At 41.5% G+C, this 16159-nt stretch carries 18 protein-coding genes and 1 pseudogene; 9 read left to right on the top strand and 10 right to left on the bottom strand.

The genetic code is table 11. The features are described 5' to 3' along the window. The first annotated feature begins 71 nt into the window (after positions 1-71). From OCV36_RS18785 to OCV36_RS18765, 5 genes and pseudogenes are all read left to right on the top strand, one after another. Positions 72-689: a hypothetical protein gene (locus OCV36_RS18785; protein ID WP_135457632.1), complete on the top strand. Its 618-nt coding sequence runs from the start codon at positions 72-74 to the stop codon at positions 687-689. A gap of 11 nt (positions 690-700) precedes the next feature. Continuing rightward, positions 701-1612 (top strand): annotated as a pseudogene (locus tag OCV36_RS18780) (sterol desaturase family protein). Between the two features lie 8 nt (positions 1613-1620). Next, positions 1621-2292, top strand: coding sequence for a response regulator transcription factor (locus OCV36_RS18775; protein ID WP_017074060.1), 672 nt, complete (start codon positions 1621-1623; stop codon positions 2290-2292). Beyond that, entirely contained in the window at positions 2292-3584 is a 1293-nt protein-coding gene (locus OCV36_RS18770; RefSeq protein ID WP_135457630.1) for a sensor histidine kinase, read from the top strand. The genes OCV36_RS18775 and OCV36_RS18770 overlap by 1 nt, the downstream gene beginning before the upstream one ends. 88 nt (positions 3585-3672) lie before the next feature. Next, on the top strand, positions 3673-3825 hold the full coding sequence (locus OCV36_RS18765; RefSeq protein ID WP_009844874.1) for a hypothetical protein: 153 nt from the start codon (positions 3673-3675) through the stop codon (positions 3823-3825). 109 nt (positions 3826-3934) lie between these two features. Here OCV36_RS18765 and OCV36_RS18760 read toward each other — a convergent pair whose 3' ends face one another. From OCV36_RS18760 to yghU, 5 genes are all read right to left on the bottom strand, one after another. After that, the gene (locus OCV36_RS18760) at positions 3935-4258 is read right to left on the bottom strand and encodes a DOPA 4,5-dioxygenase family protein (RefSeq protein ID WP_017074063.1); all 324 of its coding nucleotides are present in this window, start codon (positions 4256-4258) and stop codon (positions 3935-3937) included. Positions 4259-4409: 151 nt separating this feature from the next. Continuing rightward, on the bottom strand, positions 4410-5207 hold the full coding sequence (locus OCV36_RS18755) for a metal ABC transporter permease (protein WP_167853047.1): 798 nt from the start codon (positions 5205-5207) through the stop codon (positions 4410-4412). 2 nt (positions 5208-5209) lie between these two features. Further along, entirely contained in the window at positions 5210-6115 is a 906-nt protein-coding gene (locus OCV36_RS18750) for a metal ABC transporter solute-binding protein, Zn/Mn family (protein ID WP_390903449.1), read from the bottom strand. A 16-nt stretch (positions 6116-6131) separates the two neighbouring features. Continuing rightward, positions 6132-7268, bottom strand: coding sequence for a hypothetical protein (locus tag OCV36_RS18745; RefSeq protein WP_135457625.1), 1137 nt, complete (start codon positions 7266-7268; stop codon positions 6132-6134). 331 nt (positions 7269-7599) lie between these two features. Next, positions 7600-8457, bottom strand: coding sequence for a glutathione-dependent disulfide-bond oxidoreductase (yghU, locus tag OCV36_RS18740; protein ID WP_135457623.1), 858 nt, complete (start codon positions 8455-8457; stop codon positions 7600-7602). 276 nt (positions 8458-8733) lie between these two features. Between yghU and OCV36_RS18735 the strand changes: the two genes are divergently transcribed. After that, complete coding sequence (locus tag OCV36_RS18735; RefSeq protein ID WP_017074069.1) at positions 8734-9078, top strand: YajD family HNH nuclease; 345 nt, start codon at positions 8734-8736, stop codon at positions 9076-9078. A 29-nt stretch (positions 9079-9107) separates the two neighbouring features. After that, positions 9108-9524 (top strand): TetR/AcrR family transcriptional regulator, encoded by a 417-nt coding sequence (locus OCV36_RS18730; protein ID WP_017074070.1) that lies wholly within the window; start codon positions 9108-9110, stop codon positions 9522-9524. Between the two features lie 116 nt (positions 9525-9640). On the opposite strand, the gene OCV36_RS25555 is transcribed toward OCV36_RS18730, so the two are convergent. The 3 genes from OCV36_RS25555 to OCV36_RS18715 are packed head-to-tail and all read right to left on the bottom strand — an operon-like array spanning position 9641 to position 12588. Next, entirely contained in the window at positions 9641-11200 is a 1560-nt protein-coding gene (locus tag OCV36_RS25555) for an HD domain-containing phosphohydrolase (RefSeq protein WP_390903448.1), read from the bottom strand. Beyond that, entirely contained in the window at positions 11201-11827 is a 627-nt protein-coding gene (locus OCV36_RS18720; protein ID WP_135457621.1) for a hypothetical protein, read from the bottom strand. Next, on the bottom strand, positions 11827-12588 hold the full coding sequence (locus tag OCV36_RS18715; protein WP_017074072.1) for a substrate-binding periplasmic protein: 762 nt from the start codon (positions 12586-12588) through the stop codon (positions 11827-11829). The genes OCV36_RS18720 and OCV36_RS18715 overlap by 1 nt, the downstream gene beginning before the upstream one ends. Before the next feature lie 210 nt (positions 12589-12798). Between OCV36_RS18715 and OCV36_RS18710 the strand changes: the two genes are divergently transcribed. Together OCV36_RS18710 and OCV36_RS18705 are read left to right on the top strand one after the other, a co-directional pair. Next, positions 12799-13296 (top strand): hypothetical protein, encoded by a 498-nt coding sequence (locus tag OCV36_RS18710; RefSeq protein WP_135457619.1) that lies wholly within the window; start codon positions 12799-12801, stop codon positions 13294-13296. A 10-nt stretch (positions 13297-13306) separates the two neighbouring features. Then, on the top strand, positions 13307-14422 hold the full coding sequence (locus OCV36_RS18705; RefSeq protein WP_135457618.1) for a GGDEF domain-containing protein: 1116 nt from the start codon (positions 13307-13309) through the stop codon (positions 14420-14422). A gap of 170 nt (positions 14423-14592) precedes the next feature. Here OCV36_RS18705 and OCV36_RS18700 read toward each other — a convergent pair whose 3' ends face one another. Continuing rightward, positions 14593-15117: a prepilin-type N-terminal cleavage/methylation domain-containing protein gene (locus tag OCV36_RS18700; protein WP_135457616.1), complete on the bottom strand. Its 525-nt coding sequence runs from the start codon at positions 15115-15117 to the stop codon at positions 14593-14595. A gap of 602 nt (positions 15118-15719) precedes the next feature. Further along, positions 15720-16100 carry a hypothetical protein gene (locus OCV36_RS18695; RefSeq protein WP_017074076.1) on the bottom strand — a complete coding sequence of 127 codons (381 nt, stop codon included), beginning with the start codon at positions 16098-16100 and terminating at the stop codon, positions 15720-15722. Between the last annotated feature and the right edge of the window lie 59 nt (positions 16101-16159).

Below are 16159 nucleotides of genomic sequence, written 5' to 3'. Positions count from 1 at the left end.
ATCGGTTACCTTTTGTTTACCTCACCTCCTTTACTGTCCTTGATAAGAAAAATGAACAACAAGGAAAGAGCATGAAATTATTCGCTTCACTACTCACGACAGTCGGTATTACTGGTCTTGTCTGGGGGGGATTACATATTCAACCTGCGATTGCGGATGCGTCGACAGAGCAGCCAATAACTGAGTTATCAACTAACAAGTCCTCAAAGAAACAGTCATCAATAAGTAAGCCATCAACAGACAAGTCGGTAAAGGCAAAACCACAAGTCACTGCAAACACGACTTACCTGCAAGGTTTAAGTAAGACGATTCCATTAGAGGATGTTCCTGAGTTATGGGTGGACTTCTACCAGAACCTCGAATCCGATGACGAAGAGATCGCACAACAACAAGTCATCGTGATCTATCAAGACATCAGCCTAGATTTCAGCGAAGCGACAATCACGATTGGCTTCCCGACTCAGCAATCAAAATTAAATAAAAACAAACCCTTAATTAAAGTCCTAAGCAAAGCCAAAGGCACGCTTCTACTCAGTAAAGGTGAACATACAGAACTAGAATTAGCTCAAGCTTGGGAAGGTATCGCGATTTTAAAAGAAGTGGACATGGTGATAGAACGCCACCAACTGAATCAGCACGGGTTGCCAGATTCTAGTGAATTATACGTCTACTATAAGAACAACCAGTAAAGGATTTAGTTATGGATTTCACTATGGATAGCATTGGGAATTTTCTCTCTCAAACATTCACAGAAACGAGCATCATCTTTACCGAGAGTTGGGTCGATGACAACTTTCTATTGCTTGCTCTGGGTCTGTTTATATTTGAACTTATCCGCTATGCGTTTAAGAAAAAACTCAGCTGGAACATGCTGGGTGATAGTGCGACGAACTTAGCCACACTATTTTTCTTGTTGGTGACTGTTTTCTTTGTCGGGTTAGCCTATATCGGCGCTTTTGTTTACGCTTTCGAGAACTTTAGTCTGACTCAACTGCCGATAACAGGTTGGACTATTCTTGGTTGTTTGATCCTGGCTGATTTAGCATACTATTGGGAGCATCGCTTCCTACACAGCAACGGTTTCGCATGGGGAACCCACTCAGTTCACCATAGCTCGCCTTACTTTAACATTTCGGTCGCCTATCGCTTTGGGCCATTAGATTGGTTATTCCCATTCTTCTTTTATCTGCCACTCATTTTGCTTGGCTTTAACCCATTTGTTGTCCTGATGTGTGAAACATTTGTTCAGCTGTTCCAAACGCTATTGCACACTGAAACCGTTAGACGACTTCCTCACCCTGTCGAAGCGGTGTTTAATACGCCTTCACACCACAGAGTCCACCATGCGACCAACAAACAGTATCTTGATAAAAACTATGCTGGAATACTGATCATTTGGGATCGCATGTTCGGTACTTTTGCCAAAGAAGAGCAAGAAGTCACCTATGGCGTCATTCCTCGAATCAACTCTGTGAACCCATTTAAGGTATATTTCCACGGCTACGTTAAACTGTGCCAACAATTATGACATGCGCCAAATTGGAACTACCGATTACAACTTCTTATTCAGCCGCCTATTTGGGCTTGGAAAAGAGAACGAGAAACAAAGTAAGGATACTTATGAGCATTAACGCCCTGTTGATTGAAGACGACAGTGACTTAGCAGAAGCCATTGCAGATTATATGGAACTCGATGGGTTTGAATTCGACTTTGCCTATAACGGCGCAGCAGGGCTTAACCTCGCCTTAGAGGGGCAATATGACATTATCCTCACCGACATCAACATGCCTAAAATGGATGGACTCGATGTGTGTCAGTCACTTCGACAGCAAGGCGTTACTACACCCATTCTGATGTTAACGGCGAGAGATACGTTGCAAGACAAGATCGCTGGCTTCGAGGTTGGATCGGACGACTATTTAGTGAAGCCTTTTGCAATGGAAGAGCTAAAAGTACGGCTCATGGCGCTAGTGCGTCGTTCTCAAGGTTCGGTGACTTCTCTGTCGGTAGCGGATCTCAAACTGGACTTGGACAAGCACCAAGCTGTTAGAGGCGACAAGCTATTGAAGCTCTCTCCTGTATGCTGGCGAATGCTCGTAATGTTAGTGCGAAACAGCCCTAATGTGGTGAGCAAAGCCAAGCTTGAAGAAGCATGGGAAGATGAAATGCCAAGTTCTGATAGCGTTAAAGCACATTTGTTTAAACTTCGCCAAGTAGTTGATGCGCCCTTTAATTCAAAGCTAATTCATACCGTACACGGCATCGGTGTCGTATTGCACGAGGAGCCATAATGAAACAGGCGACGATGAATCGGGTCAGCATTAAACGTGATATCTACCTCTACTTATTTGGCATCGTCGTGTTGCTCACCGCCATCTACAGTTTGATGGTGTCTCAAAGCTACCAAATTGGCCTCAATGAATCGACAAAGTATGGATTCCTGTATGAATTAGAAGTCGCAGAACAACATTACCTCGAAACAGGGCAACTACCGCACTATCAAAACCCAACGTTTCAAGCGTTTCTAAACAACTCAGATGTGCCAACTAAGTTTCAGCAAGCCTTTGACTGGAAAGCATTTCAGAATGACGCTATTTATGAACACTACGCGCCTTCATCGAACAATGAGTCAGGGCAATATCTCTACGCCGCCAAGCATAATATTTCAGGTGGAGAAGAAGTTTTGTACATCATTTCTGAATACGATGAAGCGATTTACTTGAATCTATTCGAGCTAAACCCGCCTGACTCTGTAGCTCAAATTAACAACGCCTTTATCGCTATCGGTGCCCTTTTACTCTTGGTATTTTTGATCATTCGCCTTCTGATACACCGAGTCACCAAACCGATCATTACCTTATCCAAATGGTCTGAATCTCTTGATGTGAACAACACCCAAGGGCTAACTCAATTTCGCTATAAAGAAATCGACCAGTTAGCTTCGCAACTTGTTAAAAGCGTTCAAGGTGAACGTCAAGCCAATGAACGTGAGAGCTTCTTCTTAAGAGCCGCGAGCCACGAGTTAAGAACACCTATTGCTACTATTTCAGCCAGTGGCGATATGTTGGTTCGGTTGTCTGAAAGCATTCCTAATAGTGGTCAACGGGCGGTAGCGCGAATCCAACGCTCAGCCACCAACATGAAAGCCTTGGTGACGACTCTGCTGTGGATGAGTCGTAATAGCGAAATGGAAACCAACTATGAGCAAATCAAGCTAGAGCCCCTGCTCAATAACATTATCGAAAGTCAACGTTACCTTTTAAAAAACAAAGAAGTAGATATCCAAATCAACGTTGCTCAACAAGAACATGCCCTCCCCCGCGAGTTAACTGATGTTGTGATCACCAACCTAGTCCGAAATGCATTTCAACATGGTGGCAGCGGATCTATCAGCATTACGCTGACAGAAAAGCAATTCGAGGTAATCAACCGCTTGGAAGATCCAAATATGGCAAACGGTTCTGAACAGCAAACCTCTTTTGGTATCGGCCTAGAGCTCATTGATCGCGTTTGTCAGAACCAAGGTTGGCAGTTTACTCATAAAACCAACAACAATGAGTTCATCGTTAAAGTCATGCTGTAGCGATTTGCCCAAATGGTTATTTGATGGTGACCAAAAGTTTACCCTTGCTTGGTTATGCTAGTCGCACAATCTAGTTAGGAGTAATTTTATGGGCACTTGGATATTAGAAACGCTATTGTGGGCTGTTGTAACAGTGGCAGTTTGTGTCGCGATTTGGGGACTTTACTTACCTAATATTTTAATCGCATTAGGTGTTTCAGTAGCGGTATCGCTGTTACTAGGGAATAGCTGGAGAAGCTAGTTATTTAAAGAAGAATATAGTTCAAAAAGTTAGTGAATCTGGCACACCCGACAGCAACGATATTTACTAAGTACGTTGATTAGGTACGTACTGTCGGGCGCGAATTAAATTAGCTACTTAGCGTGTCTTCAAATACACCCAGCTCACGACCAAGCCATGTCGCTCGTACTGTGTGATCCAAAGTTTCTTCACCACCTGTTACTGGGTGAATTAGAACCGACATATCACCGCGCTCTTGCTCAAGCCACTCAATAATACCCGACTCTTTGTTCACAAAGTGAATCTCAAACATTGGCATCTTATGTGGGCCAACCAAACGCTGTATTAATGGGAAAGTCTCTAACACATCTTTACGTTCTGATAGGATCTTCTGACGCAGTGTTTCTGCTTGCTCTGCAAATCGCAGAGGGAAATAGATATGACCGTGGTACATGGCACCATCCTTTAGAATTATGATGTTGCGATTTTATACCTAAACCGCCTTTAATAGCTAAATCTAAATATAATATGCCAACGCTTCTGGTTCTAAATAATACTCCATGTCCACGTATACACTCGCAATCACTACCAAGTAAAACCTTCAGCTAAAAGCAAGTTTTTGTCGAACTAGCCATGCACTTACGTCTAATCAACTGGGACACAATATTAAAGATTAGCCCCGCTAAAAACAGCATGATGACAATACTCGCACCACTCGGTAAATCGTAATAAGCCGACATAGCTAATCCCGATAAAATGCCAACCGTTCCAATCCCAATACTCGCGATGAAAAAACGTAGGCCTTTTAATGCGGCCGCGCACAATGCCGGGATAACCAACAAAGCGAACTCCAAATAAATCCCTGTCAGCTTCACGGTGATCGGCATCAGAATAGCAAAGATGAGATAGAAACCACTACCCTGCATAAACTCAGGCTTTACGCGAATCAACACCAACATTGCAGTCGTGATTATTGCCAACGGCCACACATCATCCCAGGTAGACCACAATAACTGCCCGTTGAGAATGCCTTGGATAAAATCGGCACCATGAGGATCTTTGCTGACCAATAGAATAGCTAGCGAAGCAGACACCACAAACAAACTGCCTATCATAGGTTCTAAGTGTTGTTTGTAACGCTTATCCATTAGTGCGATTAGTCCGCAAAGCAGTAATGACATAACCCACGGGCCAATCATCTCGCCAAGCCAAGAGCCGCTAAACAACGCATAACGGCTCAGCCAATACTGACTCAAAGCGGCACCTAAAGCCGCGACTTGTGCGACCGCTAAATCGATAAAAATAATTTGTCGCTTGAGAACTTGCTCCCCAAGTACAATGTTACCGACTAACGCGATTAAGCCACACAAAACTGCAGGTGCCAGCCAACTATATTCCATCAACATCACGATCTCTGAGACATATCTGAATCGACCAACATATCCAACAATTCATCGATCACTTGCTCGTACATCTCATCTAGGCTCTGACCTTCTGAAACCGTAAGGGGTAACTGAATCATAGGTTTACCGGTTTGTTGGTTAAACCAATTGGCTGGACGCTGATCTTGATGTGATGAATACACAATCGCATCAAACGAGGCCGGGTCTAACTTCGTCAGTGACTGGAGGTGTGATGTAGTCGGCGATATCCCCGGTTTAGGTTCTAAGTCAGCAACCTGTTCTATCTTTAACCAATCAAATAGATAGCGGTAGGTAGCATGGTAACCAACTACCTTCTTTCCTTGTAACGGTTCAATTTTGCTTCCCCAATCTGCGATCTTTTGACGCCAATGGGCACGAAACTTCATGCCATTTCGCATATAAATATGCGCATTCTCGGGGTCGATAGCTTGCAGCCGTTTGGTTACTTCTCTGGAAATAGGAATAATGTCGTTAGCAGCAAAATGTACGTGAGGATTACCGTGTGCATGAATGTCGCCCATACTGCGATCGACATGATCATGAGTATCCAACATGCGTACAAAGTCACTCGCATACAGCATGCTCGACGCGTTATTTTGTACGGCTGGGTTACCACTTCGTATTTGTAACATCGGCAACCAACCCACTTCCAATTCAGCACCAGAACACATCGCCAAATCGGCTTGGCGCATCTTGGCAATAAGTGACGGTCTTGCCTGAACATAGTGCGGGTCTTGCTTAGCTGTAGTCGCCGAGTAGATGTTGGCGTCAGGAGCGTGGTTATGTATCAGAGCCTTCCACTCTTGCTCACAGACGAAGATGTTCAACGCCATCGCAGGCGAAGATACAACTATAGATGAGGATACAATGGCAACACCTGCTGCCATTGTAAGTAGGAGTTTCCTAGAATGCATGAGCACCGTGCGCCCCAAAGGTCATCACATACTGAAGCGTAAATACGTTGTCTGTATCTTTACTTTGGTTTTCAACGCGAGAGTATTGTGCTCTAACTGTACCAAAATGAGACGAATCCCAAGCGACCATTGCGTCCGCTTCTTTGTCGTTCATTGCAGTAAAGTGCATGTGGTCACCATGTGCATGACCATCATAGCTTTCCGCTTCACCGTAGCGCATGCCTGCTGACCAACTAGGGCTGAATCGGTAGACACCCGATACATAGTAGCCTGCGAGCGTATCTGGTGATTCCGCATCATTTTTGTATTTGTCATCAACGATGCCATCTAACAACATGTACTCAGCCGCAAGCGTAAAGTTTTGGTACTTGTAGTTACCGTTTGGAGCCCACTTCCATACAAAGTCAGCACCGTATAGGTTTGAGCCAGTTACAGCAGCGCCGTGGCTATGATCGTGGTCATGGTCATGCCCGTGATCATGGTCTCCAAACTCACGAACTTTACCATTTTCATTGCGTAAGTAGCTCAAACCAAACTGCCAGCTTGATGACTCTGAAAAGTCGTCACCCAGCTTAAGAGTTGTAGTGTAAACACCCACATCTGATGCATCATCAACAGAAGACATCTTGCTACCACTTAGCGCTTCAATACCAAACTTCACATACAGATCTGTAGGAAGAACAATGTTTGCACGAACACCATCATCGTAATAATGCGAACCCAAGAAAGTACGGTAAGCCGCAGGACGCGCAACAAAGCTATCGGTATGCATGTGTTGGTTATTCAGGTAACCGAAATCAGATAAGAAACGTCCGCCTCGAATGCTTAAACCGTAAGGCATCGTCAATGTTTCAATGAAAGCTTCTTCTAATAGCAATTCCGTTTCATCATCATGAGTCTCGATTACCGTCGTTAACGAACCATAAAACTTGTCGTCAATATTGGCGGACATATTAAGTTCAGTATGACCAAGGCCGAAACCTTCTTCTCGTTCAGAGTTATTACGCTGCCCATCTTGATAATAACCATCAAGTACAACACCAATCTGAGGATTCGACAGCGTGTCGGCAAAAACAGGGGAAACGAGAATGCTACCAACCGCTAGAGAAACCAATTTCTTATTCACAACATCTTCCTTTTAAAAGTACATTATCGATCAATTATTGTTATGTTATAACATAACAATAATTTGTTAATCTCTGAAATGTAACAAAGTATTAGAAAGCAAAGCAACCAATCGAGAGATAACAAGCTAAGTACTTATTAATCAATAAGATAAATGAGTTGAAAATGAAAAATATTGGTTCGGGATTGAGAACTGTCGAAGAGGATATTTATAGAAAAAGGAATTAGAGAATAGGAATGACAAGAAACGATCGAACTGAAAACTAGAGTTTGCTATCCGAATCAACCGAAAACAAACTCTAGCGATGTATTGTAACTATTGCTTTAAATAACTACGGGCGTAGCTTTAAAACACGATCAATATCTTCAGCGCTATGACGCTCGGGTACTTGTTCCCATTCTTCGCCCCATGAGCGGTTAACCACTCGGCCGCGTTGGAAGCCTTCACGCGCCTCTAATTGCTTAGCCCAGCGTACCACGTTGGTGTAAGACTCAACCTGTAGAAACTCTGCTGCATCATATATATTGCCTAGTACAAGGTTGCCATACCAAGGCCAGATAGCGATATCAGCAATACTTAACTCTTCACCGGCAACAAAGGTGTTATTTGCCAGTTGTTTGTCTAACACGTCTAGTTGGCGCTTCGCTTCCATCGCAAAGCGGTTAATGGGGTACTCTTGCTTCTCATCAGCGTAGGAATAAAAATGACCGAAGCCACCGCCGAGGAATGGTGCTGAACCTTGCGCCCAAAACAACCAGTTGATAGTTTGCGTTCTAGTCGCCCCCTCTTTAGGTAAGAAGTGACCAAATTTTTCAGCTAAGTGCATCAAGATAGACGCAGATTCAAAAACATTGACATCTTCATCGCCAGATTTATCAACAAGAGCTGGAATCTTCGAGTTTGAGTTTACGCCAACAAAGCCAGAAGAAAACTGGTCCGACTCACCAATATTGATCAAGTACGCATCATATTCAGCTTCTTTTACACCTAGCGCTAGTAACTCTTCCAACAGAATAGTCACTTTCTGGCCATTAGGTGTTCCCAGAGAATACAGCTGTAAAGCATGTTCACCAACGGAAAGAGCTTTATCAAACCGAGCGCCAGATTCTGGACTGTTGATATTCGCCCATTTATTTCCACCATCGGTGTCGTTAACCCAGACTTTTGGCGGAGTGTATTGTTCTGACATGATATTTCCTTATTAATAGGGGGTAGCTTTAATTGATATTAGGTCACCGACTCTGAGTTAAAACCCCTAAATACGATTTATTTTCAAACTGTTAAGCATGGCTTATTCCAGAAAGTCATAACCCGCTTTCAAAGGAGTCTTATGCAAAAGGTAAGTGAGCGCTCAAAAGCCCACTCAAATGTTGGTTAGTGCAAAGCTTGATTTAGTGACGACATTTCTACAGCTTCAAGAAAGCTGTGATAAAATCGGCGTATTACAATAAATAGGAATTTGACAATGTCTTCAGATTTTACAGGATCGAGTGCAGCGTACGCTCGCCAAGAGAAAGGCTACCGCGAAAAGGCTCTAAAACTGTACCCATGGGTTTGTGGTAAATGTGCACGTGAATTTGTTTACTCAAACTTAAGAGAACTTACCGTTCACCACGTGGACCACGACCATACAAACAACCCTGAAGACGGCAGTAACTGGGAACTATTGTGCCTGTACTGTCACGATCATGAGCACTCAAAATACACGGACCATGACCGCTACGGCGTTGATGCAAAGGCCCGTTTAGACGATCATCAATCAGCAACGCACAATCCATTTGCCGATCTAGCAAAATTGATGAAGAAATAGCTTTCTACTAAAGTTCGGGTTCGTAGCGAATGAGCGAAAAAGCAGAAAATACAAAAAGAAGAATTATTGAGGCGGCCTTTGATATTACCTTGAATGAAGGCTTTGATGCTGCAACATTTACCCGGTTGTCTAAACAAGCGGTTATTTCACGTAGTGGCATCAATACACACTTCAAGCGTAAGGAAGATCTCGCTTTAGAGTTAGTATCAAAGTATGTAGAGATCATCAAACAACCACTCAAATTTGAATCAGCAGAGGCGTTCTACCAATCTTGGACTGAGGCGTTCGACAACAATTCAAGGTTTAAGAAAGCAATCCTAACTGCGGGTCCAATAATACCTAAGCTTGATGGTGTTAAAGGCCTATTTGATTCAATACAAGGTGATGAACAAGAGGTTAAAAGTTGTGTTTACAAGTGTGTCGGCTACGCCGTAATTCACGCGTAACATTGCATTTGAGCTAGAAAAACCTATCTAGCCCCAACCTTTATGCAAAGTCGTCACCCTGCTCTGCACACCAAATAGGCCACTAATTCAGTGGCCTATTTTCAAATCAATTAAATCTACATTTGTTTAAGATGATTTTGGGTCGTTGGGTCACATTGAATATCGCGATACTGATCTTTAGTTTGTAGAATTTCGTCAATCGACCGTATGAAGGCATCAACGACTTCTGGATCAAAGTGGCTCCCGGATTCTGACTTTATTAATGCTATCGCTTTCTCATCACTCCATGCTTCTTTGTATGGCCTAACGGTGGTCAATGCATCAAATACGTCAGCTATTGCAATAATTCGTGCTGATAAAGGGATTTGCTCGCCCATTAAATTGTAAGGATAGCCGGACCCATCCCATTTCTCATGGTGTGCTATCGAAATGTCCTTAGCCATGATCAACAAAGGGCTACTATGTTCTCCGATAATCTTCGCTCCAAATATAGGATGTGCTTTCATAACATCCCACTCTTGCGTGGTTAGTTTGCCTGGTTTATGTAATACCTTATCTGGAATCCCTATTTTCCCGATATCGTGCATCGGCGCAGCAGTGAATAGGTTTTCACACCATTGCTTTGTACAGCCATAATTTACTGCGACAATTCTTGCGTAATGGCTCATTCGAACCACGTGCATCCCGGTATCATTATCTTTAAATTCAGCAGCATTACCCAACCGCTCAATCAAACTTCGATTTAACGCGACTTGTTTGCCCGTCACTTTTCTAACGATGATCAATGTAAAGCCGAGGCTCAAAATAACAAAAGCACTCATACCGGATGTAATGATAATCAAAGCCCACTGAAAGTCGTTGTGCTCAGTTAGTGCCTCATCAACATCGACCTTCGCTATAAAATTAGCCTGAAACGTACTTTGCTTACTTGCAACAGCAAACACCCTAGTTCCTTGGTAATCTGTTGTACGCTCCATATCACTAATGTCACCATTACTCGGCGGCTGTGAAATAGCGATAATTCCGTCTTTCTTATTACCTAGACAATTCCCTTTCTTACAACGCGATATCACAATGCCCGACGTATCAACTGCGAGCATCTCTCCCGTATTTTGAAAGTATTTTTTGTAATCATCAGGGAAAAACAACTCATCGGTCAGTATTTCACTGACAATTACACCAACGATTTCTCCGGATTTCTGTTTAACAATTGGAGTAGAAAAAAACAAATTTCCTTTGTAGTCTTGTTCAATGTGGTCGTAATAAGCCCCTATCGAGAATATTGATGCTCGTCCCCGAAGAGCTTCGAGAAAATACGGATATATATCCACATTAAATTCATCATAAACAACGCTATCCCCATAGTGAGTCAACACTGACCCTTTGGTATTTAATACCGCGAATGCATTGTTTCCCCCGATATGTAAGTTTGCGTACCGTTTGAAGACTTGAATTAGTCGGTTCTGATTGTTTTGTATTGATACGTTTACCTGTTCATTTCGCGTAATCATGAGCTCATCAAACACGTTGATAAACTCGTCGGTTGAAGTGATGAAGTCAAAAGTACTTCTCATCAAGTTAACTTTGTTTTCAACACCTTCTTGGTAACCACGAACAACGCTATTAAGGTCACTTCTCGTTCTTTCGATTGCATAACTTCGACTAGAATCAATCAATCAATAACTTACAGCCGTTGCGATCATGACGAAAAATATGATGGAGATTAGAAATGAATAGAGAAACTTATTTGAGTTGATATCAAAGCTCGATAGTTTTGCATCAGATCTCTTTAGAGCCGCATGAAATATGCCTGATAAAAGCAATATAACAAGTACAAAAACAGCCGCATAATATCCAATATGGAAACGGTCATCCGTTAAAGGTTCATCATCAGAGATATAAAGATGCACTGTACCTATGACCAATCCGTCATAAACAATATCAGTGTTGGCGTAATCCGAATACAAACGTACATTTTCATCGATAGAACGATTGAAATAGGCATTGTTTTCGCTCTTGAAGTACGTCAATGCGCTCTTCCCGCTTACAACATCTTTTATATCGAGTGCATTGATCGATTCGTTGTGAGTAATGATCGATTCAACCGTCATCCTCAGGTTTTTTGCATCCAAATTGTATAAATGAGGAGCGACTAAATCCGATATTTTTGCAGCTATTTTTAACGGTGTGTTTCTTGCCTTTAAATGGCCATTTGAATCCTGAATTATCAATAAGAAAATCAAATAAAAGCTTAAGATGATCATTAAACCAATGAGCAAGTGTGTCATTTTCAACCTGCTCATTAGGACTCACCTAACTTTTTATACTTATCAAATAATTGTGTGATGTAACCTTGAGATCGTAGAAACTTGATTGCCTCATTAATCTTAGGAAGAGACCCCTCATTCACTTTTGTTAATCTAATTCTTAAGTCAAAATGCTTCATTGGCTTTGTGATCCCAATGAGTTGCTCGTTGATCTCTTTAGCTTCTGCGATGACTAGAGGCATAAACATATAGTCACAACGGTCCATTTCGAGCATCTTTGTTGAATTATTTTCTGTAATACTGTCTTTGTCTGAACCCCCAATGTTTACGTCATAAAAACCTAAAACAGAACAAGAAGTCAGTGTTTTAAACGCACTCAACGTATTGGGTGGAGATTCAAAGTGAGAACGCCGATAGATAACTACTTCAGACGTTCGATACAACGGAATGCTGTACACACTATTCTCAAGCTCAAGAAGTTCGGTTCGCCATTCTTTCGCTATCCCAGGTTCAACATCCATCTTCTGGTATTTCATTAGGTGTCGAACCCGCGACTGTGGGAAAAAATGATACTGGAAGCGGATTCCCGTCATCTCTCCAATTTCATTCAAAAGATCAATATAGACCCCCTTCTCAGGGGCTCCGAACTTCGGTTTGACAAAATAGGGGTACCTATCTTCATTCATTAAGGCAACATTGAGTACATCAACGTCGCCATTCGCCTGTATTTGTGCGTGTACCTTTATAGAGAAAATAAAACTCATAGAGATAACGACTGCTTGCCATACTAATTTCAAGTTTTGATCTCCTGTTCATTCTCTACCACCCAATCCAGTCAAAACAAACAGCCAGATTTGATGATAAAATCAACATATTTACAATGACCATTGTAAAGTTACCGAAATTTTATAATAATATAACGCACACCAATCTGTTCAGTTAACTTAATAGTTCTTGTTGATACTTTGACAAGCCAAACAAAAACAAAACAAAAAAGGACGACGTCCGTGAAAGTAGTATACATCCTCTTGATCATTTTATTTGTAGCTGTTAAAGCGCCAGCACAAACCCATTTAGATGAATCACTCGTGATGAAAATACGTTTTGAAAGTAGAGATGTAACCTACGATTACACAATGGACGAGCTAACAAAAATAGCCCCAAACCAACTTTCGACACCACTGCCTTGGCGAAAAGAGAAACGAGCTTACCAAGGAATCTATCTGGAAGATTTGCTCAAACATCATGAACCATCTCTGAACATACGCTGTATTGAGATCGTCGCTGCAAATGGATACAAAGCGACATTTACTCAAGACAGTCTTGCCAACACACACTTTTTCTTAGCGTATAAAGACGAAGGACAACCAATATCCATTAGGCAAAAAGGGCCTATTACTGTGATCAGTGATTTAAACAACCTCAACGACCAAGCTATGCGAGATCTGTCACTTGCTTACCACCTAGTCTGGTTTGCCAATAAAATTGTTGTTTTTGAAGAGTGAGGAAAAAGCAGTGAAACATGACAAAGTCAAAAGAAGCTTGGCATTAGCAATCTTCTTCACCTTATTACTGTTCGTTACGTTGAGAATCAATGAAGCACACTCTGAACATGACCGTGAAACCGTAAAATATATCGAATTGATAAAAGCTTCTTATTGGGCTTCTTGGCGATTTGGAAGAGAAGTTCATGAACTGGAAATGGAAGTGTCAGACACAATATACAATGATGTAGATTCGCCTCAAAAAATAAAGAATAGGATTGATTTCCTTATTGTTAACTATGAGTTCTTGACTACAGACGCCAACGTATTCAAAAGATTTCAAGGTTATGCAAAGGACTCGATTGCTAATCACATTGAACAATTAGACCACCACTATAATACGCTTTTGTCGCAAGAAAATTGGCGACAACATTTACCTGAAATTTTGGATACGGTCTCCAACATAAAGGTTATTTATGATGACGTGGTGTTGTATGAACTCAAGGGCTATGATCTCTCTGAATTTGTGAATGCGATAAAAGATGGTCGAAAAAGCCTGTTGTATGCGATATATATGGCGATTATTGGCGCTGCGATAACAATTCCCGCTATCACTTATTTAACTCGTAGTCTCAAAGTAAAATCACTTAACCTTGAAACCGACTACCTTACTGGGCTTAAAAACCGGAAATACTGCTTAACGGCACTAAAAAGACAGATAGAAAAAGGTGAACCTCTTGGCTTTTGCTTTTTAGATTTAAATGGGTTTAAAGAAGTTAATGACACTTTGGGACACGATGCAGGGGATCAGCTTCTCAAAATCATTGCTAGGCGAGTGCAAAAATCGATAAAAAGTTCTGATACTTTTGCACGACTCGGAGGTGATGAGTTTGGTTTGATTATTGTTAATTTTGAGCATCGTGCAGACATTGAAGTTGCACTAACTCGGATAATGGGAATGATAAGCCAACCGATTGAGCTCGAAGGAAACATAATCCAAGTTGGGTGTTCCGCAGGTATTTCCATCTACCAACAAAAACACTTTCCATCAGAAAAAGAGCTCATGTCTGCCGCTGATTCTGCGATGTACAAAGCAAAATCGGAGAAGCACAATCAACTCAACAATTATGCATTTTATCAAAGTTAAACAAGATTTTTACTTGTCTATACTCTGACTAGAGAGCAATTGAATAGTGCAAATATTTGCACTTTACATCTGCACCCAATTTCCAATCAAGGGTGGAGGTTGGTTTGTATTTTGGCAAACGGTCTTCCCTAACCGATACATAAGCAAGAACATTGGACGTAACAAATCGCCTAGTTACAACTAACCAAATCAAGAACCGGTTTAGCATCTACTGGAACACCCATTCTTGACTCATATTTTAAATAACATGAATCATTCACAAGGCTGCCATTTAGCATATTGTTAGGGAAGGTTATTTCCACGTAATAAGCATTGCTGATGTTATTGTTAGATTGTACGTCTGTCAGAACAAAATCGCCTGAACCATCAACTTCAATACCGTCAACCAAAATGGACAACGTTTTTACATCCGCGGGGGAATATCCGTACCAAAAAGTACAATCACCACAACCAGGTATAATTGCCGCGGCCGAAGCCCCTTTAGTTATAGGATTCCCTTCTGCATTGGCCACTAGCATTTTTCCATAAGATAAGTTGATTGCAGACTCAACAGCTCCTTTTAGCCCCTTCAATGACGCGTTTCTTGCATCACTCTGAAAATTCAAAAAGCGAGGTGCAGCAGTCACTGCCAACACCCCAAGGATGACTATCACTACTACAAGTTCAAGCAAGGTAAAGCCTTTGTTTTTATACATAATGATTAACCTCACACATGGCTATTTACCTTGTTCCTGTTAATTTTTTCACTGATATCTTTACTCTCGATTCTTTTTAATAAGGGGACCATTATCGAACTTTAGCTCGACTTGATTTCGTCTGCTTCATTTGGTCTCGAGTGGTGTATTCCTATCAATGTAGTTAGCCTCATACTTCAAATGTTTTTGAAGCACAGGTTGATAAATACCAAGCCACATAATTTGAACTCACTCCTCGCAACATTGATTTTTTAATATGAATCAATTCAGCCATTAAGAAACAACAAAGCGAGCAAAAGAAAAACGAGCAATATCAATAGATCTTGTACTTCATTGTTGAACACTAACGACTACTCCAACTACAACTATCCAATTTAATAAGCATTTCTTTTGCACATCTCTCTGGCGTAAGCAAAAAACAAAAAAAGGACACTATCCTTTTTTACTATGATAAACACCTGACGAGCAATTCGTCAAACACATATTATTTCAATAATGCAATTTTAGGTAAGGTACTCAAATTCTGATTTTTTGAGCTCAGACAAGATCAAAAAGAGCCTTCCGAAGAAGGCTCTTTATAGAATTCTGTATTAATTTTGCAATTATACCGCTGCTTGTTTGCGAGAGTCTTCTACCTGCTTAGCGCGTTTTTTTAGAGTTAACTTGTCGCGGTATGCAAACCAAACGTAAGTAACAACGACTAAGAAGAACAGGTATGACAATGAGAAAATGAACGGCGATTGAATAATATCGTTCGAGATTCCCCAAGAAACACCAACAACCGTCACGGCAATTTTCGCAAAAAAGCCACACATCAGTAGCATTAAAGCTAACTGTGGGAAACGGGTGCTGCGGAATGCAAGCCAGTAGCAACTGCCCACTGCCAATGCAGCGATATAGAAGCCGAACAAGAAAGAGTGAATATGGTCAGCTGCCGCTAAACCACCAGAAATTGACATCAATAGAATTAAAAACAGTTTCATAATACTCGCCTCGCCATTAGTTGGAAACGCATCCTTTCAAATTTGGAATCTCAGTTTGC

This window comes from Vibrio echinoideorum (assembly GCF_024347455.1).
Classification (GTDB): Bacteria; Pseudomonadota; Gammaproteobacteria; order Enterobacterales; family Vibrionaceae; genus Vibrio; species Vibrio echinoideorum.
Note: the sequence above shows the minus strand (reverse complement) of the source record. Positions and strands in the feature narration are given on the sequence as shown.